The sequence below is a fragment of the Yoonia sp. R2331 genome (genome assembly GCF_041103235.1).
Classification (GTDB): domain Bacteria; phylum Pseudomonadota; class Alphaproteobacteria; order Rhodobacterales; family Rhodobacteraceae; genus CANMYO01.
On the sequence record NZ_JBGCUN010000001.1, the window covers coordinates 1,564,604 to 1,587,577 of the forward strand.

Below are 22,974 nucleotides of genomic sequence, written 5' to 3' on the forward strand. Positions count from 1 at the left end.
AATCGGTCGATGTGCCCCCCAGTTGGGCTCCTCCGGCATACCTAACGGAAACTTACCGGGCAAAGGGAAAAATGAGTGGTCGCGCATCAAATTGAGAACATTCACGCGATTCCCGCGCTATTGGCGCAGAACCTGAAACAAGGTGTCGCGCCCCCTGCCTGGCAAACCTGCCGAAATTTACCAACTTTCGTTCAAGTTTGATGAAATTTTGTGCCGAAAACAGCTGTTTTTCGCGAATCTGGCGGCACTCCCCGGGTTAACCCTGCCAAATGTGGCGGGATTAACCTTGCCGCCGAAATCGTGCCTTGTTTGCAAGTGACGTTGCGAAAATTGTTGCGCACCGGCAAACAACGCGCCGAAATCTACACCATTACCCCTCCTTCGCGAAACAGAGGTGCGCGACTTCCCGCTGGTTTTGAGTTGATTCGGTCAGGAATGCGGCAAGCCTTTGCACACGATCGGTGTGCCACAATCGCCCATTTGGGGCGTTGATTTCGCAAAAGGGTGTTGGTGCCGATGGAGAGACTCGAACTCTCACGATGTTACCATCGGGGGATTTTGAATCCCCTGCGTCTACCATTCCGCCACATCGGCCAGCGCGACCCTCCTAAGACGTGCCGCGCGTGGCGTCAACGCCTCAAACGAGGGTTACAGCTGGTTGGTCGAAAAGGTGTCGCACTGGCTCATGTCGCCGCTTTCCAGTCCCCGCACGAACCAGCGCTGGCGCTGCTCTGATGTGCCGTGGGTAAAGGTGTGCGGCTGCACCGTGCGGCCCGCGTTGCGCTGTAAAGTGTCATCGCCGATCTGCTTGGCGGCGTTCACCGCCTCTTCCAGATCGCCACGTTCCAATGACGCGAACTTTTCCTGCGCTTTGCGCGCCCAGATCCCAGAAAAGCAATCGGCCTGCAATTCAGTGCGCACCGAAAGCTCATTGGATTGCTCTTCGCTTACCTGCGCGCGCAATTGGTTGACCTGCCCAAGAATGCCCAGCTCATTCTGGACGTGGTGTGCGATCTCATGCGCCACCACATAGGCCGCGGCAAAATCACCCCGCGCGCCCAGCCGGTTTGCCAGCGTCGTGAAAAACTGCGTGTCCAGATAGGCGGTGTTGTCTGCGGGACAGTAAAACGGGCCAGAGGCCGCCGTCGCCCCGCCGCACCCCGACTGCACCGACCCTTTGAAGATCACCAGCGTCGGTTCTGTATAAGGAATGCCCGCCTGTTGCGGCAGCAACTCACCCCAAACGTCTTCTGTGTCCGCCAGCACGACCGAGACGAACTGCTCCGCCTCCAGATCGGCCTCTGTGACTTCGGCGCTCTGGCTGCCACCCTGCCCGCCAAGGTCGACAAACCCGCTGGTGTCGAACCCGAAATACCACCCTGCCAGCAAGATCAGCAAACCCGCGATCCCGCCAACGCCACCAACCGACCGCGCCCGACCGCCCCGGCGTTCAATATTCCGGCTGCCTCTGCGCCCTTGCCACTTCATGATACTGATCCCCCACACATTTGTGACAGGTTGCGCCAAAATGCTTTGCCCCACAAGGTTGACGCAGTCCCCGCCCCATGGCCTAAGCAGGCGCACGCAACCAACGCAGCCGGCCCAATGATCCGCAGCCTTTACAACTGGACCCTTTCGCTGGCCGCATCGCCCCATGCGCTGTGGTTCCTTGCGATCGTGTCCTTCGTGGAATCCTCTTTCTTCCCGATCCCACCCGATGTGCTGATGATCCCGATGATTATCGCCCGTCCCAACCGTGCTTTCCTGATCGCCACCGTTTGCCTTGTGGCTTCCGTGCTGGGCGCGCTTCTGGGCTATTATATCGGCTTTGCCCTGTTTGAATCCGTCGGCCGCCCGATCCTCGAACTTTATGGCAAGGGCGACAGCTTTGCCGAGATGTCGGCCACCTTCAATCAATACGGGGCCTGGGCCGTGATCGTGGCGGGCGTGACGATGCTGCCGTTCAAGGTCATCACCATTGCCTCGGGCGTGACCGGTCTGTCGCTCCCGGTCTTCATCGGTTCGTCGATCATCGCCCGTGCGATCCGCTTCTACCTTGTCGCGCTCCTGCTGTGGAAATTCGGCGAACCGATCCGCGATTTCATCGAAAAACGCCTGACCCTGATGTTCACCCTCGCTTGCATCCTGCTGATCGGCGGCTTTGCCTTGATCGGCTTCCTATGACCCGGAACACGCTGATCTTTCTGGCCACCGCCGGGTCGGTGGCGCTGATCGCCGGGGCGTTCGTGTTCCAATTCCTTGGCTACCTGCCCTGCCAGATGTGCCACTGGCAGCGCTGGCCGCACTACGCCGCCATCGCCATCGGTCTGATTGCCCTGCGTGTAACCGGCCCGCTGCTGCCCGCCCTTGGCGCGCTGGCCACCGCGATCACCAGCGGCCTTGGCATCTTTCATACAGGGGTCGAGCGTGGCTGGTGGGAAGGCCCCTCTTCCTGCACCGGCAACGACAACGCGCTGACCGGTGACCTGCTGTCCCTTGACGGACCACAGCTGATCATGTGCGATCAGGTGTCGTGGGAGTTTCTAAGCCTTTCCATGCCCAGCTGGAACGCACTCTTCTCGGCACTCCTTTGCATCCTCTGGATCATGGCACTGCGCCGCACCTGACAAACGCGTGGCACGCAGCACAACCGCCGCCGTTACCGTTTCGTCGACAACAACAGGTTCGTCTCTGACCGCGTAATCGCATCCATCCGCCTGATCCCCGTCAGCACCCGGTCAAAATCTTCCAGCGTCTCAGTCCCGATCTCGGCAATCAAATCCCATGTGCCATTGGTCGAATGTACCGCCAATACCTCGGGCAGCACCCCCAGCGCCCTTTGCACCCGTTCTGCACCGCGGCCGGCAATCTCCAGCATCATCAAACCGCGTACCGGGTCCGGTGCCACATCAGCCCGTGTCAACACGGTAAACCCGGCAATCTCGCCACCCGCCTGCAACCGGTCCAATCGGGCCTTCACCGTGGCCCGCGTGATTCCCACCGCTTCGGCCAGCGCCGACAGGCTCGCCCGCCCGTCCCGGCGCAGTGCCGCAATCAGCCGACTGTCCACTTTGTCCATACCGGTCATCCGTTTTGTATAATCCGCGCCCATTATGCGCAATTTGCAGGCTTCGCATACCCCCAATTCTGCGCAATCATCGCCTCATGACACACCATTGCATCCTCATCGGCGCACCAATGGACGCCGGAAAGAAACGCCGCGGCTGCCTGATGGGCCCTGACGCCTATCGCACCGCGGGCCTGGCAGAGGCGATCACAGCCCTCGGTCACACCGTCACTGATATTGGCAACGTCGCCCCGGCTGACGTCACTGTTGATCCGCCAAAAAACCCGGTGGTGCATGAACTCGCCGCCAATGTCGGCTGGACCGTGGCACTGGCCGAAGCGGCAGAAGCCCAGGCGCCCAATGGCCTGCCGATCTTCATGGGCGGCGACCACGCGCTGGCGCTTGGCACTGTCTCAGGCATGGCCGCCCATCACGCCAAATCCGATCGTCCGTTCTTTGTGCTTTGGCTCGATGCCCATTCCGACATCAACACCCCCGACACCACCGATAGCGGCAACCTGCACGGCACGCCTGTCGGCTATGTCACGGGCCGCCCCGGTTTTGACGCCTTCCCACCGCTGAAAGCGCCCGTCGATCCCGCGAACATCTGCATGATTGGCCTGCGGTCCATCGACCCGCCAGAACATCAGATGCTGCAGGACATGGACATCGACGTGGTCGATATGCGGATGATCGACGAAAGCGGCATTGCCAAACCGCTCGCGGCCTTCCTTGACCGGGTCAGGGCCGCAAACGGCGTGCTGCATGTCTCACTGGATGTGGATTTCCTTGATCCTTCCGTCGCCCCCGCTGTCGGTACAACCGTCCCCGGCGGTGCCACCGTCCGCGAAGGCCACCTTGTGATGGAAATGCTCTCTGATAGCGGCCTTGTCGGCTCGCTCGACCTCGTTGAACTCAACCCCTTCCTTGATGAACGCGGGCGCACTGCCTCGCTCATGGTGGACTTGACCGCGTCCCTTTTGGGCCGCCGCGTCTTTGACCGCCCAACCCGGAGCCACGGATGAACAAGATGACAAACCTCGCCCCGTCAAAACTCGCCTATGTGCCCTTTGTCTCTGTCGACAACATGATGAAGCTGATCCACCATATCGGGATCAAGACGATGCTGCGCGAATTGGCCGAGGCCATAACCGAGGATTTTGCCCGCTGGGAAAGCTTTGACAAGACACCGCGCATCGGCAGCCATTCCGATGTCGGCGTGATCGAGCTGATGCCCACCTCTGACGGCGATCTCTATGGCTTCAAATATGTCAACGGCCACCCCAAAAACATGAAAGAAGGCCTGCAAACCGTGACCGCCTTTGGCCTGCTGGCAGAGGTTTATACTGGCTACCCGGTTCTGCTGTCCGAAATGACCATGCTCACTGCCATGCGCACCGCTGCGATGTCCGCCGTTGCCACCCGCGCGCTCGCCCGTCCTGACAGCCGCACCATGGCGATGATCGGCAATGGCGCACAGTCAGAATTTCAGTGCCTCGCCATCAGCGCGGTCTGTGGTGTGGACACCTTCCGGCTTTATGACGTCGATCCCGCAGCCACGGCAAAGGCGATGGACAATCTGGCTGGACATGGTTTGACCCTTGTCCCCTGCCGCTCCATCGAAGAGGTGATCGAGGGCGCAGACATCATCACCACTGCCACCGCCGACAAGGACATGCAGACAATCCTGACTGACAACCTTGTGGGGGCTGGTGTCCATATCAACGCCATTGGGGGGGATTGTCCGGGCAAGACCGAACTGCACCGCGACATCGTCGCGCGGTCCTCCGTGTTTGTGGAATACCCACCGCAAACACGGGTCGAAGGCGAGATCCAGCAGATGGATCCCGACCACCCCGTGACCGAGCTTTGGAAAGTGTTAACGGGCAAGGCGTCTGGAAGGGCGGCGTTAACCGAAATCACGCTCTTTGACGGGGTTGGATTCGCGATCGAGGATTTTTCCGCTTTGCGCTATATTCATAGCAAAATCAAAGGGACAGACTTTTATCTTGATCTTGATTTTGTTGCTGATCCCGACGATCCGCGCGATCTGTTTGGCATGCTACAACGTGCGGGTTAACGCGCGTTAATACCTGGACCTGCATGGCATGTGCATGGGATGTGCATCCTTTGTGCATCCCGTGCGTTTTGCGGGGTTAATGATAAGTGAACTCACCTGTGACATGCCGCCATTCGCCAGCGGCAATCATCTTGCGGTGCACAAACCGTACCGAATGTAGCGGTCCCTCGATCTCCTCCCGCCAGAAGTCGATGAAGGTCAGCAATCTGGTGTGATCGGGGGCCTGGTCATACTCTTGCCAGACGAAGGTGTTGATAACATGCGGAAAATCCGGCATGTGATAGAATATCTCTGCCGTCGTCAAGCCATAGCCTTTCAGCATCATTTCGGTTTCCTGAGACATTTGCCTGCTCCATACTTTGCGATGGGTCTTGGGTAAATCCAACCACAGGCAGATTAAAAGTCAATGAAAACAGATTGTTATCGCTCTCCCTCGATGGCTGCCAGCCGTGCGGGACATCTGCCATTGCACCCCATATCCGGTGTCTGATATGGTTTGGTGAACAAAATATAGCAGACAGGCCCCCAGCGTGAGCGACACTCCGGAAACCCCTGAAAACGATGAAGAAATGCCGCCCGAACGCCCCGCGTACGACGGCCCGACAGTGTCGATCATCGAGGAAATGCGCACGTCCTACCTCGACTACGCCATGTCAGTCATCGTCTCCCGCGCCATCCCCGACCTCCGCGACGGACTAAAACCGGTGCATCGGCGCATCCTCTATGCGATGCACGAAACCGGAAATTCTCATGATAAATCATACCGTAAGTCGGCGCGTCCGGTCGGTGATGTCATGGGTAAATACCACCCGCATGGCGACAGCGCCATCTACGAGGCTTTGGTCCGTATGGCGCAGGATTTTTCCATGTCGCTGCCGCTCTTGGATGGTCAGGGCAACTTTGGCTCAATGGACGGCGATAACCCCGCCGCGATGCGCTACACCGAGGTCCGTATGGACAAGCCGGCCGCTTATCTGCTGGCCGATATCGACAAAGACACCGTTGATTTTCAGGACAACTACGACGGCAAGGACCGTGAACCCACTGTTTTACCTGCACGTTTTCCGAACATGCTGGTCAACGGTGCGGGCGGTATTGCCGTGGGCATGGCCACCAATATCCCGCCCCACAATCTGGGCGAGGTCGTTGATGCAACCCTTGCGCTGATTGATGAACCGGACCTTTCGATCGAGCAACTGATTGAAATCGTGCCCGGCCCCGACTTTCCCACTGGTGGCATCATGCTGGGCCGTTCTGGCGCGCGGAAAGCGTATCTGGAAGGGCGTGGCAGCGTCATCATGCGCGCCCGCACGCATACGGAAGAAATTCGTAAGGATCGTTGGGCTATTGTCATCACCGAGGTGCCTTACCAGGTGAACAAGGCGTCCATGATTGACAAGATCGCCGAAGCCGCCCGCGAAAAGCGGATTGAAGGTATCGCCCACGTTCAGGACGAATCTGATCGCAATGGTGTGCGCGTTGTTGTCGAACTGAAGCGCGATGCCACCGCAGAAGTGGTGCTGAACCAATTATTCCGTTTCTCGCCAATGCAGACAAACTTTGCCTGTAACATGCTGGCGCTGAATGGCGGCCGACCCGAAACGCTCACGCTGCGCGGTTTCCTGACTGCCTTCATCGACTTCCGCGAAGATGTCGTCGCCCGACGCACCGCGTTTGAGTTGCGCAAAGCTCGCGAACGGAGCCATATCCTGTGTGGTCTGGCAGTTGCCGTCAGCAACATCGACGAGGTGGTCAATACGATCCGCCAATCGGCAGATGCAGCAGAAGCCCGCGAAAAGCTGATGACGCGCCGCTGGCCTGCGCATCAAATCCTTCAATACATCGCCCTGATCGATGATCCGACCCACACCGCCAACGACGATGGCACCTACAATTTGTCGGAGACGCAAGCCCGTGCGATCCTAGAATTGCGCTTGCAGCGATTGACACAGATTGGTGTGAAAGAAGTCACCGACGAACTTGAAGAGTTGGCCGGTAAGATCAAGGAATACCTTGAAATTCTTGGCTCGCGCGACCGTATCATGCAGATCATCCGTGACGAGCTACACGAGGTCAAAGACCTTTTTGCCGTGCCCCGCAGAACAGAGATTGTCGACTGGTCTGGCGACATGGACGATGAAGACCTGATCGAGCAAGAGGACATGGTCGTCACCGTCACCTCTGGTGGTTACATCAAGCGCACAGCATTGGCCGATTTCCGTCAGCAGCGGCGCGGTGGCAAGGGCCTCGCTTCGATGCAGACCAAGGAAGAAGACGTCGTCACGACCCTCTTTGTGGCGAATACCCATACGCAACTTTTGTTTTTCACCACTGACGGCATGGTTTACAAGCTTAAGACTTGGCGCTTGCCGCTTGGCAGTCGAACTGCCAAAGGCAAGGCAATCGTGAACATCCTGCCAATCCCCGCAGGTGTCACCATTGCCGCCATCATGCCCGTCGACCGGCCAGAGGATGAATGGGACGATCTGCAAGTCGTGTTTTCCACGTCCGCTGGAACTGTGCGACGTAACGCATTGTCAGACTTCACAAATGTGAAGTCGAACGGCAAGATTGCCATGAAGTTCGAAGGCGAACACGAAGGCACAACACTGATCAATGCGCGTATTGCGTCCAACGACGACGATGTGATGTTGGTGACCAATTCAGGTCGGGCAATCCGCTTTCCGGCGACTGACGTGCGGGTCTTCAATTCACGTGCATCGGTTGGTGTTCGCGGCATCAAGCTGAATGGTGACGATCGTGTCGTCTCAATGTCGATCATCCGCCACTTCGATGCCGAAGCCGATGAGCGCGCCGCTTACCTCAAGATGCGCCGCGCCATGGCGGGTCTGACCGACGACGCGGAAACTGACGATGAAGAAGACGTGCCAGCCGGTGCAATCAGTCAGGAGCGTTATGCAGAGATGTCGGCGGCTGAAAATCTGATCCTGACGATTACATCAAAAGGGTCCGGTAAGCTATCGTCATCACATGATTATCCTGTCCGCGGACGCGGCGGCATGGGCGTGGCCGCAATGGACAAGGCGATGCGCGGCGGCCAATTGGTCACGTCATTCCCGGTTGAGATGTCTGACCAGATCATGCTGGTCACCTCGACTGGCCAATCCATCCGCGTGCCTGTCGACGGTATCAGCTTCCGCAGTCGCGGCGCTGGTGGCGTGAAGGTCTTTGACACCGCCAAGGGCGAAGAAGTTGTCAGCGTGGCCTGGATTGCTGATCAGGGTGACGAAGATGACACAGAGGATGCGATAGAGGCATAATGCCGCGCGCATCCTCATGATTTGCTTGTCAGATTCCCGATGACCGCATAAATTGTGCCTCAAGGGGCGGCAAAAGCCCCATGGAAAATTGAGGCGAGCAAATGTCACACAAAGCAGTTATCGCTGCCGCTGTTCTTGCAGTGGTCAGCACCCCCGTCGCGGCGCAAAGCCTGTCGGGTCAATTGGGAATAGAATATAGCGCCCCCACAGACGGCACCGATTTCGGCGGCACTACATATTCTGGTGGGCTAGAATATTCAATCAACCGTCAATTCGCTGTTGGCGTCGATGTCTCGGGCTACAAGCTTGATAACATTGACACATCCCTCAGCAGTGCGACGCTGCACGGGATCTATCATATCTCTGATTCTGCCACGGCCGGCGTCTTTTTTGGCCGCGACTGGATCGAAGATGCCAATTCCGATGTCTACGGCATTGAAGGCGGGACAGAGTTTATGGGCGGCACCGTGGGTGGCTACATTGGCCGTGCTGATGACGGTACAGACACAGTGAACCTCTTCGGTCTTGATGGTGCTTACGGCCTGTCGAACGGTTTCTCGGTGATCGCCGAATATGACCGCGCCAGCGAAGGCGACGTGTCGCTGAGCCAGGCCGCCATTGGTGCGCAATACGACCTGTCCGCAGGGCCCAGCGTCTATGCCAAGCTCGGCAATGTTTCGGGCGAAGCTGGCGGCACGAGCGCTGACCAGACCTTTATCACGATCGGTGCAGAAGTTGCCTTTGGCGCCAATCGCGGCACCACATTTGACCAGCGCAGCCTGTTTGAAATCCTTCCGGGCTTCTAAACCCTTTGCAAGATCGCTCATGCCCGCTAGATCACGGGCATGAGCAAGACACTGAATATCATCGGCGGCGGCATGGCCGGATCCGAAGCCGCTTGGCAGGCAGCGAATGCGGGCCTGAACGTTGTCATCCACGAGATGCGCCCAAAGGTCGGAACCTTCGCCCACCGCACCGGCAATCTGGGTGAGATGGTGTGTTCCAACTCTTTCCGATCCGACGACCACGAACAAAATGCCGTTGGATTGCTGCATTGGGAAATGCGCCAAGCCAATGGTTTGATTATGGAAATGGCAACCAAACATCGCTTGCCGGCAGGTGGGGCGCTTGCAGTTGACCGTGATCCCTTTGCTGAAAGTGTTACTGTGGCCCTCAAGGCACATCCCAACGTGTCAGTGTCGTATGAAGAAATCACCACCCTGCCCGACGAAGGCCACTGGATCGTGGCCACTGGCCCGCTGACTTCTGGCGCGCTGGCAGAATCGATCCGCCAGGAAACCGGGGCCGAACAACTGGCATTCTTTGATGCCATCGCGCCGATCGTCTATTTCGACAGCGTGGATATGGACGTAGCCTGGATGCAATCCCGGTACGACAAGGGAGAGACAGAGGCAGAACGCACCGCCTATCTGAATTGTCCGATGACCAAGGACCAATATGAGGCATTCATCGACGCGCTGTTGGCCGCCGACAAGACAGAGTTCAAGGACGGAGAGACAGCCAAATATTTTGACGGTTGCCTGCCCATCGAAGTGATGGCCGAACGCGGTCGCGAGACATTGCGTTTTGGCCCGATGAAGCCGATTGGCCTGACCAATAGCCACAAGCCGGACGAAAAAGCCTATGCCGTTGTGCAGTTGCGCCGCGACAACGCGCTTGGCACGCTTTACAATATCGTCGGCTTTCAGACGAAAATGAAGTACGGCGCGCAGAAGTCTGTTTTCAAAATGATTCCCGGACTTCAGGATGCTGAATTTGCGCGTCTGGGTGGAATTCATCGCAATACTTTCATCAACTCGCCGACGTTGCTTGATGCCGATATGCGGCTCCGATCCAAACCAAACGTCCGCTTTGCTGGACAGATCACCGGAGTTGAAGGCTACGTCGAAAGTGCCGCGATGGGACTTTTGGCCGGACGCATGGCCGTGGCAGAGCTGACAGGTCAGACGCTACCGCCAGTGCCAGAGACGACAGCAATGGGTGCTTTGGTGACACACATCACTGGCGGCGCGGATGCCAAGACATTCCAGCCAATGAACGTGAACTTTGGCCTCTTCCCGCCGCTTGATGGCATGAAAGGCGGACGCAAGGGCCGCAAGGAACGCTACAAAGGTTATACCGACCGCGCCAAGGCGGACTGGCTTGCATGGCTGAGCAACAAGGCGCTGGACGCCGCTTGAGACCACGGACTACGTTGGCCGCATGACTGACAAAAAAGATGTGCTGAAACCGCAGCTTTGGATGCCCCGCCCTGTCGAAGAGACCATGCAAGTCTACGCAGATTGGGCCGCGACCTATGATGCGGATGTCTCGGCCCGGGGTTATCACACCCCGGCCCGGATTGCCGATGCGGTCGCACAATTTGCGGATTTGAAGGTACCGATGCTGGATTATGGATGTGGCACGGGCCTTTCTGGTCTGGCTTTGCGGGCGGCTGGCTTTACCGCGCTGCACGGCACTGACATTTCGCCCGAGATGCTGGAGCAGGCCGAAAAGCGCGGCGTCTACGACAAGGTTTGGCTGTCAGAACCCGGCGCACTGACCTTTGGCCGTGGCGCTTATGACGTGGTGCTGGCCGTCGGTGTTGTCAGTCTTGGTGCAGCACCCGCGGATATGTTGGCCCCGCTGATCGACAAGCTGAACACCGGCGGATTGCTAGCGTTTTCCTACAATGATCCAACGTTGGCGGATGCCAGTTACATCGCAGCACTTGATGATGCGGTTGCCGCTGGCACGGTCGAGGTCATTTTTCGCGAGCATGGTCCCCATTTGGACGATGTCGGTATGAAGTCCGACGTTATAATTCTGCGCCGCAGGTGATCACTCGTTTTGCGCCTTCGCCCACCGGGCCATTGCACCTGGGACACGCCTATTCGGCGCTTTTGGCACACGATATGGCCCGGTCTGCGGACGGCAGGTTTCTGCTGCGGATCGAGGATATCGACCAAAGCCGCGCGCGACCGGCGTGGGAAGCACAGATTTACGATGATTTGGCCTGGCTCGGGCTGACATGGGAAACCCCCGTGATGCGGCAATCGGATCGGTTGGATGTCTATCGTGAAACCCTCAACCAGATGTGGTGGGACGGGCTGCTTTATGCCTGCCGCTGCAATCGCGCGGATATTCGTGCAGCGGCATCTGCACCGCAAGAAGGTGTCAGCTATGGGCCTGACGGGATCATCTACCCTGCCACCTGTCGCAACTTGCCTGAAGACCGCGATCATTATCCGGCCGCCCCCCCCGCTGACGCCGCTTTGCGCCTTGATCTGACAACCGTGCCAAAGGGGTTGTTTGACGGAACCGGACTCTCGTTTCTGGAGACCGGCGCGCCGAACGGAAACCACACCGTCACACTGAATGCCCTGACGTCCAAAGTCGGTGACATTGTGTTATCTCGCCGCGACATTGGCACTTCCTACCACCTGTCCGTGGTGCTGGATGACGCCGCACAAGGCGTGACCCATGTGCTGCGTGGTGCTGATCTGTTTGAGGCCACGCAAATCCATGTGCTCTTACAGGCCGTCCTTGGCCTGCCGACTCCGACCTACCACCACCACCGGCTCATCCGTGACGATCATGGCAAACGGCTGGCAAAACGGGACGATGCCCGCAGTTTGGCCAAATACCGCGCCGATGGCGCCACGCCGAACGATATCAGGCGGATGGTTGGGCTTCTTCCGGAAGGATAACCTCTGCACCGTCTTTCACTTCTGTAAAAAAGCACGTGCGACGCCCCGTGTGGCAGGCTGCACCGACTTGCACGACCTCCATCAGGATACAATCGCGGTCGCAATCAATCCGAAAATCAACAAGTGCCTGCGTATGACCCGAAGTTGCCCCCTTGACCCAAAATTCCTGCCGGGACCGCGACCAATAGGTCACCTGCATGGTCTCCAGCGTACGCGCGACTGCTTCGGCATTCATCCAGGCCATCATCAAAACCTCGCCAGAGTTGGCGTCTTGCGCAATTGCCGGGATCAACCCGTTTGAATCATACTTCAGTGAGGCGGGATCGAAGGGCATTTCTTTACCTTTGCATCAAGCGGTGTTGGCCCTATCTAGGGGGAGAAGAAGCAAAGGGCAAACACGTGTCAAACGATGCCGATCTGATGAAGCTCTACTCGCAGCGCATCCTCGCGTTGGCTGCAGATTTGTCGCACACGGACCGCCTGACGGACCCTGATGCCAGCTGCAAGAAACGCTCGCCCTTGTGTGGATCAACCGTGACAGTTGACCTGTTGCTGGATGGCGATCAGGTCACCGGCTATGCGCAAGACGTGAAGGCCTGTGCGCTGGGTCAGGCCGCTGCATCTGTCGTCGGGCGCGAGGTTGTCGGGCTTGACCGGGCGACGATCACCAAGGGCCGTGACCAATTGCTCGCTATGTTGAAAGCTGGCGGCCCGGTGCCTGATGCCCCCTTTGCAGGCCTCGAGGTTTTGGAACCTGCACGTGACTACAAGAACCGCCATGCCTCGATCATGCTGGCGTTTGAGGCCACGCTGGGCGCATTTGATGACGTGAAGATCAGCAGCTAAAAACCTGCATTCAAAGAAAAAACCGCCGCACATCCGGGACGGGATGGCGGCGGCAGGAAAGTGCATCCGGTGGGACGGGTGATCTGATGACGGGCAGGCAAACCCAGATCAGATATCGGACAGGCAGGTCATTACGTCTTTGCGTGTGGGTCAGTGCAACGACGACACCCGGACCGGATGCAAGGCAGGTCAGAAAGCCCCGGGCAAGGACAATCCGACAAACAACATGACGATCAGGGCAACAGCACCCAAAGCGTCGGCGATCAGCGTGTCATGTGCATTGACGATGACGTTCTTGATGTCCTTGGCCATGTGGGTGTCTCCTGCTTCGGTTCGTTTTGTTGCCCCTTTGTTCTCATATGGTTAATCAACTGTAAAGAACTTTTTAAGAACATTTGTGAACAAAATGGTCCGCGGCGCTCTAACCCACTGATAACAAACGAATCGCTTTGTCCTGTTCCATCAGCCACAACAAGGTCCGCGCCGCCTGCCCCCGGTCTGATGTCAACGATGGATCATCGCGCAGCAATTTGCGGGCGTCCGATTGCGCCAATTGCATGAGGGCGGTCTGCCGTTCCAGATCAGCGATGCGAAAACGTGGCAGCCCCGATTGAGCGGTGCCAATCACGTCGCCCGCACCACGCATGGCCAGATCCTCTTCGGAAATGCGAAAACCGTCCTCTGTCTCTCGCAGGATTTCCAACCGCCGCCTGCCGCTTTCGGTCAGGGGTGCTTGATACATCAACAAACAGGTCGATGCGGCCGATCCCCGGCCCACGCGCCCGCGCAGCTGATGCAATTGCGCCAGTCCGAAAGATTCGGCGCGTTCGATCAACATGATCGAGGCATTAGGGACGTTCACACCAACCTCGATGACTGTCGTTGCAACCAGAACCTTGGTGGTGCCAACCACGAACCGCGCCATCGCCGCGTCTTTTTCGACCGGCGGCATCTGCCCATGGACTAACCCTACGATCCCCTCACCAAGGGCCGCGCGCAGGCGTTTGAACCGTTCTTCTGCGGCGGTCATGTCGCTGACTTCGCTTTCCTCGACCAAGGGGCAGACCCAATAGGCCTGCCGCCCTTCGGCCACCGCCTGTCGCAATTTTTCGATCACCTCGTCCATGCGTTCGGTTGAAACCAAGGCGGTCTGGACAGGTGTCCGGCCAGCTGGCTTTTCGTCCAATACGCTGACATCCATATCGCCGTATTGCGCCAGTGACAGTGACCGCGGGATCGGTGTCGCGGTCATCACCAGTACATCGACCGCCTGCCCCTTGGCCCCCAGTTCCATCCGTTGCGCCACCCCAAAGCGGTGTTGTTCATCAATCACCGCCAACCGCAAGTCACCAAAGGCCACGTCCTTTTGGAACACCGCGTGGGTGCCAACCAGGATCTGGATGTCTCCTGCCGCCAAGCGCGCCAGTTTGGCGGCGCGGTCTGGCCCCTTGTCGCGCCCGGTCAGGATATCGAGCGTCACGCCCGCCGCCTCTGCCAAGGGGCGCAACCCTTCCAGATGCTGACGGGCAAGGATTTCCGTAGGGGCCATCATCACGCCCTGCCCGCCTGCTTCAACTACGGTCAGCAACGCCATCAGTGCAACCAGCGTCTTGCCGGACCCCACATCCCCTTGCAGCAAGCGGTTCATCCGATGCGGTGCAGCCAGATCATCGGCGATTTCCGCAATGGATCGGGTCTGCGCCCCCGTCGGGGCATAGGGCAGCACGGCCAAAACCTTGGTCGAAAGCACACCGTTGCCCTGCGACACACGCCCCGGTTTTTGCCGGGCCTGCGCGCGGGCAAGTGCCAGGGTCAACTGATGCGCGAGCAGTTCATCATAGGCCAGCCGCGCCCGCGCTGGCGCCTCTGCCGCAAGCGCCGACATGTTTCCGGGAGTGTGCGCATCCTGCAATGCGCCTTTCCAATCGCGCCAGTTTTCCTTGGTCCGCAAATGCGGGTCGATCCATTCGGGCAAATCCGGAACCCGCCCCAGCGCATCGCGCGAGGCCTTCCACATGGTTCGTTGAGTTACACCTGCGGTCAGCGGATAGACCGGTTCGAAGGCAGGAATGTCATCACCGGCATCTACTGCAACCATGTAGTCGGGGTGCATCATCTGCGCGATGCCGTCAAAAAGCTCGATCTTGCCCGAGACCACGCGACGCTGCCCGGTCGGCAATTGCCGCTGTAAGTAGTCCCCGCGCGCATGAAAAAAGACGAGCTGAAAAGCCGTTTGCGCATCACTCACATTCACACGATACGGACGCCCTTTCTGTTTGGGTGGGATGTGATCCTGCACCGTCACCTCGACCGTCAAGGTGGCTGGCGGCACCACATCGCGCAAGCTGTCACGTTTTTGTCTGTCCACGCCCGATACGGGCAAGGTCAAAAGTAGATCGCGGGGCTTGGCGATACCGATCTGTAAGAGGTTCTGCGCTGTCTTCGGGCCAATGCCATCCAACACTGTAACGTCAGCAAACAGCGGAAACAGAACCTCGGGGCGTCCGGTCATGCATCACCGATCAAGGCAAGCCATGCGTCTTCGTCAATCATTTCGACCCCAAGCTCAGCGGCCTTTTTGGCCTTTGACCCTGCCCCCGGTCCTGCAACCAACAGGTCCGTCTTGGCGCTGACAGACCCCGCAACCTTGGCGCCTAAGGCTTCGGCGCGGGCCTTGGCCTCGGATCGCGTCATCTTTTCCAATGTGCCGGTGAACACAACAGTCTGGCCCGCGACCGGGCTGCCATCGGTGGTGGGGGCCGCGACATCCTGCACATCCAACTCTGCAATCAGTGAGTCGATGCTGGCACGTTCCGCCGATTGCTGCAGCGTGGTAATCAGGCTGGTCGCCATCACAGCGCCAACCCCGTCGATGCCAAGCAGATCATCCCAGGCAGCACCCTCGCCAATGGTCGCTTCGTCCATGGCCTCGGCGAAGACGGACCATGACCCGTAGTGGCGGGCGAGCATCGCCGCGCCCGATTCGCCCACATGGCGAATGCCCAACGAAAACAGCACACGGTTCAGCGCTATTTTGCGACGTTCGTCAATTGCCGCAAACAGGTTCCGCACAGAGGTGTCGCCCCAGCCATCACGGTTCTTCAGCTTGGCAAGGTTCGCTTCATCCCGCCGCGCCAGCGTGAAAATATCGGCGGGTTCTTTGACCGGCAGATCCGCGTCGAAATAGAACGCCTCTACCTGCTTGGCACCCAAACCTTCGATGTCAAAGGCACCCCGGCTTACAAAATGCTTCAGTTTTTCAACCGCTTGAGCCGGGCAAATCAGGCCGCCGGTGCAGCGGCGCACGGCATCCCCCTCTTCTCGGATCGCGGCAGACCCGCATTCCGGACAGGCCTGAGGAAAAACAAATGGCTGGGCATCTGGAGGCCGCTTGGACAGGTCCACATCCTTGATCTTGGGAATTACATCGCCTGCGCGATAGACCTGCACCCAATCGCCCACACGCAGATCGCGCCCGTCTCGGATCGGGGCACCGTCACCGCCAATACCCGCGATGTAATCCTCGTTGTGCAGCGTCGCATTGCTGACAACGACCCCGCCAACCGTTACCGGATCAAGCCGCGCAACGGGCGACAGCGCACCCGTGCGGCCCACTTGGATGTCGATGCCGTTCAGCCGAGTCCAGGCCAGTTCTGCCGGGAATTTGTGAGCAATTGCCCAGCGAGGGGTCGTCGATCGAAAACCCAATCGGCGTTGCAGTCCAAGGTCATCGACCTTGTAGACCACACCATCGATGTCATAGCCCAAACTGGCGCGCTGCTGCTCAATCAGCTGGTAATGCGCAAGCAAGGTCTTTGGACCGTCGCACAGCTGCGTCAGGGGATTGGTGTCAAATCCCCAATCGCCCAGCCTTGCGATTGCGCCGGACTGCGTTGTCGCAAACGGGTCAGAGACGTCACCCCATGCATAGGCAAAAAACATCAACGGGCGTGCGGCGGTGATCGACGAATCCAATTGGCGCAATGATCCGGCTGCGGCGTTACGCGGGTTGGCAAAGGTCTTACTGCCATTCTTGGCTTGTCTGTCATTCAATGCGGCAAAGTCGGCATGCGACATGTAAACCTCGCCCCGGACTTCCAGCACAGACGGCGCATCCGTCAATTGCTGCGGGATATTCGCGATTGTCCGCGCATTTTCGGTGACATTTTCGCCGGTCTCGCCATCGCCACGTGTCGCGGCTTGCACAAGTACACCATCTTCATAACGCAATGACAGCGACAGCCCATCAATCTTGGGTTCGGCTGTATAGGACAAATGCGCATCTGCCCCAAGGCCAAGAAACTTACGGACCTGATCGTCAAAATCTTGCACATCGTCATCGTCAAAGGCATTTGCCAAAGACAGCATGCGGACCGCATGTTTGACCTTACCGAATCCTTCGGCCACAGGTCCGCCAACCTGATCACTGGGGCTGTTTGCGCGTTTAAGGGATGGAAAGGCCGCTTCGATTCCGGTGTTGTACCTCTTCAAGGCATCGTAATCGCGATCGGACAACCGTGGTGCATCTGCGGTGTGATAGTCTTGATTGGCCTGAGCGAGCAAATCGGCCAATTTTGTCAGCAAGGCGCGTGCCTGTTCCTTTGACAAATCCTCAGTAGCAACACTCACGTCGATGCCCGCAATGTTATTCTGCTTGTCAGAAGATTGGCCAGCCACCGCAACGGTCCCCTATGTTGCTACGCCGGACAGGAACCGGCCCTAAGGTTTTAGGCGCGGTCGGCGGTCTGGTCTAGTCGCAAGAACGGCGGCCCAGGTCTGGACCGCCGATTCTTCGCATTGTATTTTGACTTAAGCGCCGAGCGCGATTTTCTCTGCCGCGACAGCCGGTTCGGGATCGCGCAGCACATAGCCCCGGCCCCAGACCGTTTCGATGGAGTTTTCGCCCCCTGTCGCCTCGTTCAGCTTCTTGCGGAGCTTGCAGATAAAGACGTCGATGATCTTCAATTCGGGTTCATCCATGCCGCCATAAAGGTGGTTCAAGAACATTTCCTTGGTCAGCGTCGTGCCTTTGCGCAGGCTCAGCAATTCCAGCATCTGATATTCCTTGCCGGTCAAATGCACGGTCTGACCTTCAACCTCGACAGTCTTAGCATCAAGGTTCACCGCCACGGAGCCGGTCTTGATGATGGACTGCGCATGCCCTTTGGACCGGCGGATAATCGCATGAATGCGCGCCACCAGTTCTTCGCGGTGGAATGGTTTGGTCAGGTAATCGTCGGCCCCGAAACCAAAGCCCTTCAGCTTGCTTTCGGTATCGTCGGCACCAGAGAGAATCAGAATCGGTGTATCAATACGCGCCAGCCGCAATTGTCGCAGCACTTCGTGCCCGGTCATATCGGGCAGATTGATATCCAAAAGGATAAGATCATAGTCATAGAGCTTTGCCAGATCGATGCCTTCTTCCCCCAGATCGGTGGAATAGACATTCAGGTTGGCATGGCTCAGCATCAGTTCGATGCTTTTGGAAGTGGTTGGATCGTCTTCGACCAGCAATACGCGCATTGGCTATCTCCGCATGAAATCGTTAGATCAACCTAGACGCTGAATGGTTAATCACCGGTTACCGACACGGAGAATTATGGCGACTCTCCCTAAGGTTGTCTATAGCGTTGTATCGCTGTCGTCTTGAGGGCATCACGCCCGTGGTTGCGCACGGCATTTTCCCACTCGTCGTATTCATCTTCGGACAAGGCATACATTTCCATCGCGTTCTCACGCGAAATCAGCCCGGACATCACAGCCCTGACCACTGCCTCTTTTCGGGACGCCACCCAGCGACGAGTTTTTGGCGACGGCAGGTCGGCCCGCGTCAGAATACTGCCGTCCGGCAATGTAACGGACCGGGGTCCATCGATCTTGCGCAGATACATTTTTCGCGCCTTTCTTGCTCAATTTCGCCCTACATGACGCAAATCGCTTAATGACTGGTGTAGGCAGCGGGTTGGAAGTATGCCGCATTTTCCTATATTTGCTGCTCAATTCGCTCAAAGGACCGCAGATGCCCCTTGATCCTGCCCTGAATTCGCTCGGTTTTGCCAAGCCGCCTGCTGAAACACGAGTGGTCGTTGCCATGTCTGGCGGCGTCGACAGCTCTGTTGTGGCGGCAATGTTGGCAGAAGAGGGCTATGATGTCGTGGGCGTGACCTTGCAGCTTTATGATCATGGTGCCGCGCTCGCCAAAAAGGGCGCGTGTTGTGCAGGACGCGATATCCACGATGCGCGCCGCGTGGCCGAAGAAATGGGCTTTCCCCATTACGTTTTGGACTACGAAAACACCTTCCGCGAAGCGGTGATCGACGAGTTCGCCGATAGCTATCTGGCCGGGGCGACCCCCGTTCCTTGCATCCGTTGCAATGAGCGTGTGAAGTTCAAGGATTTGTTGGAAACCGCGCGCGACCTTGATGCCGATTGCATGGCAACCGGTCACTACATTCAACGGATGATGGGTGATGCGGGTGCCGAATTGCATTGTGCCGCGGACCCGACCAAGGACCAAAGCTATTTTCTGTTCTCGACCACACAAGAACAATTGGACTACCTGCGCTTCCCGTTGGGGCATCACCCCTCCAAGGATGAAACCCGAGCGCTGGCCGCGAAATACGGGTTGAGCGTGGCTGACAAGCCCGACAGCCAGGACATCTGTTTTGTCCCCAACGGCAATTATGCCGCCGTGATCGAAAAGCTGCGCCCCGGTGCCGCCGAACCCGGCGAGATTGTGGATGTCGACGGCAACGTTCTGGGCACACATGACGGAGTAATCCACTACACCATCGGCCAACGGCGCGGCCTTGGTATCGGGGGGCTGGCGGATCCACTCTATGTGGTCAAGCTCGACGTTGACGCCAAACAGGTCATCGTGGGGCCCAAATCCATGCTCGCGACGCGCCGTGTACCTTTGCGGGAAATCAACTGGCTAGGTGACGGCGGATTACTGGAGGGTGGTGAACGACAGATCGCCGTCAAAGTCCGGTCGACCCGTCCACCGACAGACGCGATTCTGCGCCCGATCTCGGACACGGAGGCCGAGGTTGAACTGCTCGTGGCCGAAGAAGGTGTCAGCCCCGGACAGGCCTGCGTATTCTATGATCCAGACAGCAGCCGCGTGCTTGGCGGTGGCTGGATCTGGCGCGGATACTAGGGCGGCGCCGTCCAAACGGGCGGTGTGTCGAAGCAATCCTTCCAGACCACATTTGCTATCACAGGATGGTCATGTGTCATCTACGCGTTGGGGATACCCCTGCCGTCTGCCTTATCCAAACCGACGCCCAGACGTCGCTTGAAGAAGATTGATGCCGCTCTGAGACAGGCGTTCCACGGACAGCGCGGTAAGCAGGTTCATCACATTGCCGGAGCGTTCCATGAAAGACTATTGGCAGAATTATATCGACGGCGCTTGGGTCGATGGCGGCGCGGGCCAGATTGATGTGATGGATCCCGGCACCGGCCAAAAGCTGACCAGCCACGCCTTGGCTGATGCCGCTGACGTGGACCGCGCAGTGATGGCTGCGCGGCGGGTACATTTGACTGGTGCCTTGTCAAACCTGCGTCCCGTCGTGCGTGGCCGGATGGTACAAGCGATGGGTCGCTATTTGCTCGAACACATAGAAGAGATCGCGCCGGTCCTGACCCACGAGCAAGGCAAACCCTTGTGGGAATCGCGGATCGAGGTCGAAGGCGCCGCCCGTTATTTCGAATACTACGGCAATCAAGCCGAAACCGTCGAAGGCCGCTCAATCCCATTGGGGTCGGGCTAATTCGACTTTACCACGCACGAACCATACGGCGTCTCAGCCCAGATCATCCCGTGGAACTATCCGCTGGAAATGACGGCGCGGTCCCTGTCCGCAGCCCTTGCCACCGGCAATACAGTCGTAATCAAAACGCCAGAGATGACGCCACTGACCAACGCCTGGTTCGCGCATGCCGCCGAGGCCGTGGGTCTGCCGCACGGTGCAGTGAACATTCTGTGTGGCTTGGGGCATGAGGCGGGAGCAGCGCTGTCCGCCCATCGTCATGTCAACCAGATCGTCTTTACCGGGTCGGTTCAAACCGGCATCGCGATTGCAACTGCCGCCGCCGCCAATGTGGTGCCCTGTGTGCTGGAGTTGGGCGGCAAATCGGCCGCTATCGTACATGATGACGCCGATCTCGACGCTTTTGAAAATGACGTGCGCTGGGGCATCTTCTTTAACGCAGGCCAGGTCTGTTCCGCGATGAGCCGCGTGATCGTGCACAAAAGCCGTAAGGACGAGTTGATCGAACGGGTCGCAGGTGTTGCCAAGTCGCTTTCTGTAGGACCGGGGATCGACCGGCCGACATTTGGGGCCAACATGGGCGCGATGGTATCCGAAGGCCAACGCGACCGCGCCGCTGGCATGATCAGCGACGCAGAGGCAGCAGGCGTCCGCGTGGTGACCGGCGGGCGCAAGATGAACATCCCCGGTGCCTTCCTTGAACCGACCATTCTGGCCGATGTGTCCCCAGATATGACGATCGCCAACGAAGAGGTCTTTGGCCCGGTCCTGTCGGTACTATCTTTTGACGGGGATGAAGAGGCGATCGACATTGCCAATGGCACCCCCTACGGCCTTGTCGGCGGGGTCTTCACCCGCGATATCGACCGCGCCACGCGCGCCGCCCGCGACATCCGCGCCGGTCAGGTCTTTGTTAACGAATGGTATGCAGGCGGGGTCGAAACTCCCTTTGGCGGATACGGCAAGTCGGGCTATGGCCGCGAAAAGGGCCGCGAAGCACTGTGGAATTATGTGCAAACGAAGAACGTCGCGATCAAGCTAAAGGGATAAATGACAGATTTACGATTCCGGGCACTGCCAGACCTCTCCCAGGAGGGCAGTTTTGCACCCTTTAAAGCAATCCGACGTCAAATTGGTGGGGATGCCGCGCGTTGCGGGACCGTTGCGGATGTCTTTCAGGTCGGTCACTGCCCGGTCTTGGCCTGATGTTGTTCTAGCCTCCCAAGCACCCCCCAACCTCGCCACCAAAGCCACAGAAACCGTGCAAAAGTAGCGGTACCTCTGGACCTTGCACAAGCGGGCCATTACCCAAGCGTTCATGATCTATTTGTCCGCATCTGATTGGCGCAACGCCCCGCAAAAACGCGTGCTCTTGTTCGCGATGTCGGGCTTGGGCAAGACCTATCTGTCCAAAATGCTGCGCGACACCGGCGACTGGTTCCACTACTCCATCGATTACCGCATCGGTACGCGCTACATGGGCGAAAAGATCGCGGACAACGCCAAGCGCGAAGCGATGAAAGTGCCGTTCCTGCGCGATCTTCTGCAGTCCAACAGCATCTATATCGGATCGAACATCTCTTTCGACGATCTCAAACCGATGTCGTCCTATCTGGGCAAGCCCGGCGATCCGGCCAAGGGCGGCCTGCCGTGGGAAGAATATACCCGCCGTCAGGATCAGTTTCAGGCGGCAGAGGTCGCAGCACTCCATGACACCGGTTATTTCATCGACCGGGCCGTGGACCTTTACCATTATCCGCACTTCGTTTGCGACACCGGCGGGTCGATCTGCGAATGGGTCGATGTGAACAATCCGAATGACCCGATCATGACGGATCTGGCCTCCAAGACGCTGATGGTTTGGATCAAAGGCACTGACGCTCACACCGCAGAGCTTATCCGCCGGTTTGATCGTGAACCCAAGCCGATGTCTTATGACCCCGCCTTTTTGCTCGCGACTTGGCAGGCCTATCTGGTCGAATTTGGCACAGCGCCGGATCAGGTAGATCCCGATGATTTCATTCGCTGGGCCTTTGCCAAGGCGCTGGCCCATCGCCAGCCACGTTATCAGGCGATGGCGGACAAATGGGGCCTGACCGTCCCGCAGGCCGCCGTGGAAGGCGTCAAAGATACGGAGGGCTTTGTCAGCATGATCGCTGACGCCCTTGAGATGCGCGGCTAACCCGCCTATCTCTGCTCTCTTATCAGGAAAAAT

At 58.2% G+C, this 22,974-nt stretch carries 21 protein-coding genes, 1 tRNA gene and 1 pseudogene; 13 read left to right on the plus strand and 10 right to left on the minus strand.

Annotated features, from left to right (window positions below; genetic code table 11):
* Positions 1–508 precede the first annotated feature (508 nt).
* Positions 509–594: transfer RNA gene (locus AB3Y40_RS08070), tRNA-Leu, on the minus strand.
* A 54-nt stretch (positions 595–648) separates the two neighbouring features.
* A complete protein-coding gene (ypfJ, locus tag AB3Y40_RS08075) occupies positions 649–1,488 on the minus strand; it encodes a KPN_02809 family neutral zinc metallopeptidase (RefSeq protein WP_369438280.1) in 840 nt (279 codons plus the stop codon).
* A 117-nt stretch (positions 1,489–1,605) separates the two neighbouring features.
* Here ypfJ and AB3Y40_RS08080 point away from each other — a divergent pair, with 117 nt between their 5' ends.
* Complete coding sequence (locus AB3Y40_RS08080; protein WP_369438281.1) at positions 1,606–2,184, plus strand: YqaA family protein; 579 nt, start codon at positions 1,606–1,608, stop codon at positions 2,182–2,184.
* The gene (locus tag AB3Y40_RS08085; RefSeq protein ID WP_369438282.1) at positions 2,181–2,627 is read left to right on the plus strand and encodes a disulfide bond formation protein B; all 447 of its coding nucleotides are present in this window, start codon (positions 2,181–2,183) and stop codon (positions 2,625–2,627) included. Before AB3Y40_RS08080 ends, AB3Y40_RS08085 begins: the two co-directional genes overlap by 4 nt.
* Positions 2,628–2,659: 32 nt before the next feature.
* Here the strand turns inward: AB3Y40_RS08085 and AB3Y40_RS08090 are convergent, their stop codons facing one another.
* Entirely contained in the window at positions 2,660–3,079 is a 420-nt protein-coding gene (locus AB3Y40_RS08090; protein ID WP_369439623.1) for an Lrp/AsnC family transcriptional regulator, read from the minus strand.
* An 86-nt stretch (positions 3,080–3,165) separates the two neighbouring features.
* On the opposite strand from AB3Y40_RS08090, the gene rocF reads away from it, so the two are divergent.
* Together rocF and AB3Y40_RS08100 are read left to right on the plus strand one after the other, a co-directional pair.
* Positions 3,166–4,092, plus strand: coding sequence for an arginase (gene rocF, locus AB3Y40_RS08095; RefSeq protein ID WP_369438283.1), 927 nt, complete (start codon positions 3,166–3,168; stop codon positions 4,090–4,092).
* A 5-nt stretch (positions 4,093–4,097) separates the two neighbouring features.
* Positions 4,098–5,147 (plus strand): ornithine cyclodeaminase, encoded by a 1,050-nt coding sequence (locus AB3Y40_RS08100; protein ID WP_369439624.1) that lies wholly within the window; start codon positions 4,098–4,100, stop codon positions 5,145–5,147.
* Positions 5,148–5,223: 76 nt separating this feature from the next.
* Here the strand turns inward: AB3Y40_RS08100 and AB3Y40_RS08105 are convergent, their stop codons facing one another.
* On the minus strand, positions 5,224–5,490 hold the full coding sequence (locus AB3Y40_RS08105; protein WP_369438284.1) for an usg protein: 267 nt from the start codon (positions 5,488–5,490) through the stop codon (positions 5,224–5,226).
* 187 nt (positions 5,491–5,677) lie between these two features.
* Between AB3Y40_RS08105 and gyrA the strand changes: the two genes are divergently transcribed.
* The 5 genes from gyrA to gluQRS all read left to right on the plus strand — a co-directional run bounded on the left by gyrA (position 5,678) and on the right by gluQRS (position 12,138).
* Positions 5,678–8,428, plus strand: coding sequence for a DNA gyrase subunit A (gyrA, locus tag AB3Y40_RS08110; protein ID WP_369438285.1), 2,751 nt, complete (start codon positions 5,678–5,680; stop codon positions 8,426–8,428).
* Between the two features lie 101 nt (positions 8,429–8,529).
* Positions 8,530–9,234 carry a porin gene (locus tag AB3Y40_RS08115; RefSeq protein ID WP_369438286.1) on the plus strand — a complete coding sequence of 235 codons (705 nt, stop codon included), beginning with the start codon at positions 8,530–8,532 and terminating at the stop codon, positions 9,232–9,234.
* Positions 9,235–9,273: 39 nt separating this feature from the next.
* Entirely contained in the window at positions 9,274–10,629 is a 1,356-nt protein-coding gene (gene trmFO, locus AB3Y40_RS08120; RefSeq protein ID WP_369438287.1) for a methylenetetrahydrofolate--tRNA-(uracil(54)-C(5))-methyltransferase (FADH(2)-oxidizing) TrmFO, read from the plus strand.
* Positions 10,630–10,651: 22 nt separating this feature from the next.
* Positions 10,652–11,269 carry a class I SAM-dependent DNA methyltransferase gene (locus AB3Y40_RS08125; RefSeq protein WP_369438288.1) on the plus strand — a complete coding sequence of 206 codons (618 nt, stop codon included), beginning with the start codon at positions 10,652–10,654 and terminating at the stop codon, positions 11,267–11,269.
* Positions 11,266–12,138, plus strand: a complete 873-nt coding sequence (gene gluQRS, locus AB3Y40_RS08130; RefSeq protein WP_369438289.1) for a tRNA glutamyl-Q(34) synthetase GluQRS — start codon at positions 11,266–11,268, stop codon at positions 12,136–12,138. Before AB3Y40_RS08125 ends, gluQRS begins: the two co-directional genes overlap by 4 nt.
* Here the strand turns inward: gluQRS and hisI are convergent.
* Positions 12,104–12,472, minus strand: coding sequence for a phosphoribosyl-AMP cyclohydrolase (hisI, locus tag AB3Y40_RS08135; protein ID WP_369438290.1), 369 nt, complete (start codon positions 12,470–12,472; stop codon positions 12,104–12,106). The genes gluQRS and hisI overlap by 35 nt on opposite strands.
* A 65-nt stretch (positions 12,473–12,537) precedes the next feature.
* Here hisI and AB3Y40_RS08140 point away from each other — a divergent pair, with 65 nt between their 5' ends.
* Entirely contained in the window at positions 12,538–12,984 is a 447-nt protein-coding gene (locus tag AB3Y40_RS08140) for an iron-sulfur cluster assembly scaffold protein (protein WP_369438291.1), read from the plus strand.
* Between the two features lie 189 nt (positions 12,985–13,173).
* On the opposite strand, the gene AB3Y40_RS08145 is transcribed toward AB3Y40_RS08140, so the two are convergent.
* The 5 genes from AB3Y40_RS08145 to sciP all read right to left on the minus strand — a co-directional run bounded on the left by AB3Y40_RS08145 (position 13,174) and on the right by sciP (position 18,875).
* On the minus strand, positions 13,174–13,296 hold the full coding sequence (locus tag AB3Y40_RS08145) for a hypothetical protein (RefSeq protein ID WP_369438292.1): 123 nt from the start codon (positions 13,294–13,296) through the stop codon (positions 13,174–13,176).
* A 109-nt stretch (positions 13,297–13,405) separates the two neighbouring features.
* Entirely contained in the window at positions 13,406–15,496 is a 2,091-nt protein-coding gene (gene recG / locus AB3Y40_RS08150) for an ATP-dependent DNA helicase RecG (RefSeq protein WP_369438293.1), read from the minus strand.
* Positions 15,493–17,613, minus strand: a complete 2,121-nt coding sequence (ligA, locus tag AB3Y40_RS08155; protein WP_369438294.1) for an NAD-dependent DNA ligase LigA — start codon at positions 17,611–17,613, stop codon at positions 15,493–15,495. Before ligA ends, recG begins: the two co-directional genes overlap by 4 nt.
* Before the next feature lie 180 nt (positions 17,614–17,793).
* Positions 17,794–18,507 (minus strand): response regulator transcription factor CtrA, encoded by a 714-nt coding sequence (gene ctrA, locus AB3Y40_RS08160; RefSeq protein WP_369438295.1) that lies wholly within the window; start codon positions 18,505–18,507, stop codon positions 17,794–17,796.
* Positions 18,508–18,596: 89 nt separating this feature from the next.
* Entirely contained in the window at positions 18,597–18,875 is a 279-nt protein-coding gene (gene sciP, locus AB3Y40_RS08165; RefSeq protein WP_369438296.1) for a CtrA inhibitor SciP, read from the minus strand.
* Positions 18,876–19,003: 128 nt separating this feature from the next.
* Here sciP and mnmA point away from each other — a divergent pair, with 128 nt between their 5' ends.
* From mnmA to AB3Y40_RS08180, 3 genes and pseudogenes are all read left to right on the plus strand, one after another.
* Positions 19,004–20,143 (plus strand): tRNA 2-thiouridine(34) synthase MnmA, encoded by a 1,140-nt coding sequence (gene mnmA / locus AB3Y40_RS08170; protein WP_369438297.1) that lies wholly within the window; start codon positions 19,004–19,006, stop codon positions 20,141–20,143.
* A 220-nt stretch (positions 20,144–20,363) separates the two neighbouring features.
* Positions 20,364–21,809: pseudogene (locus AB3Y40_RS08175) on the plus strand (aldehyde dehydrogenase family protein).
* A 268-nt stretch (positions 21,810–22,077) separates the two neighbouring features.
* A complete protein-coding gene (locus tag AB3Y40_RS08180) occupies positions 22,078–22,941 on the plus strand; it encodes an ATPase (protein WP_369438298.1) in 864 nt (287 codons plus the stop codon).
* Positions 22,942–22,974 lie beyond the last annotated feature (33 nt).

Excerpts from the sequence above, each read along its gene's own strand:
- ypfJ (WP_369438280.1), bottom strand. The coding sequence starts at position 1,488 with ATGAAGTGGCAAGGGCGCAGAGGCAGCCGGAATATTGAACGCCGGGGC.
- AB3Y40_RS08080 (WP_369438281.1), top strand. The coding sequence starts at position 1,606 with ATGATCCGCAGCCTTTACAACTGGACCCTTTCGCTGGCCGCATCGCCC.
- AB3Y40_RS08085 (WP_369438282.1), top strand. The coding sequence starts at position 2,181 with ATGACCCGGAACACGCTGATCTTTCTGGCCACCGCCGGGTCGGTGGCG.
- AB3Y40_RS08090 (WP_369439623.1), bottom strand. The coding sequence starts at position 3,079 with ATGGACAAAGTGGACAGTCGGCTGATTGCGGCACTGCGCCGGGACGGG.
- rocF (WP_369438283.1), top strand. The coding sequence starts at position 3,166 with ATGACACACCATTGCATCCTCATCGGCGCACCAATGGACGCCGGAAAG.
- AB3Y40_RS08100 (WP_369439624.1), top strand. The coding sequence starts at position 4,098 with ATGACAAACCTCGCCCCGTCAAAACTCGCCTATGTGCCCTTTGTCTCT.
- AB3Y40_RS08105 (WP_369438284.1), bottom strand. The coding sequence starts at position 5,490 with ATGTCTCAGGAAACCGAAATGATGCTGAAAGGCTATGGCTTGACGACG.
- AB3Y40_RS08115 (WP_369438286.1), top strand. The coding sequence starts at position 8,530 with ATGTCACACAAAGCAGTTATCGCTGCCGCTGTTCTTGCAGTGGTCAGC.
- trmFO (WP_369438287.1), top strand. The coding sequence starts at position 9,274 with ATGAGCAAGACACTGAATATCATCGGCGGCGGCATGGCCGGATCCGAA.
- AB3Y40_RS08125 (WP_369438288.1), top strand. The coding sequence starts at position 10,652 with ATGACTGACAAAAAAGATGTGCTGAAACCGCAGCTTTGGATGCCCCGC.
- hisI (WP_369438290.1), bottom strand. The coding sequence starts at position 12,472 with ATGCCCTTCGATCCCGCCTCACTGAAGTATGATTCAAACGGGTTGATC.
- AB3Y40_RS08145 (WP_369438292.1), bottom strand. The coding sequence starts at position 13,296 with ATGGCCAAGGACATCAAGAACGTCATCGTCAATGCACATGACACGCTG.
- recG (WP_369438293.1), bottom strand. The coding sequence starts at position 15,496 with ATGACCGGACGCCCCGAGGTTCTGTTTCCGCTGTTTGCTGACGTTACA.
- ctrA (WP_369438295.1), bottom strand. The coding sequence starts at position 18,507 with ATGCGCGTATTGCTGGTCGAAGACGATCCAACCACTTCCAAAAGCATC.
- sciP (WP_369438296.1), bottom strand. The coding sequence starts at position 18,875 with ATGTATCTGCGCAAGATCGATGGACCCCGGTCCGTTACATTGCCGGAC.
- mnmA (WP_369438297.1), top strand. The coding sequence starts at position 19,004 with ATGCCCCTTGATCCTGCCCTGAATTCGCTCGGTTTTGCCAAGCCGCCT.
- AB3Y40_RS08180 (WP_369438298.1), top strand. The coding sequence starts at position 22,078 with ATGATCTATTTGTCCGCATCTGATTGGCGCAACGCCCCGCAAAAACGC.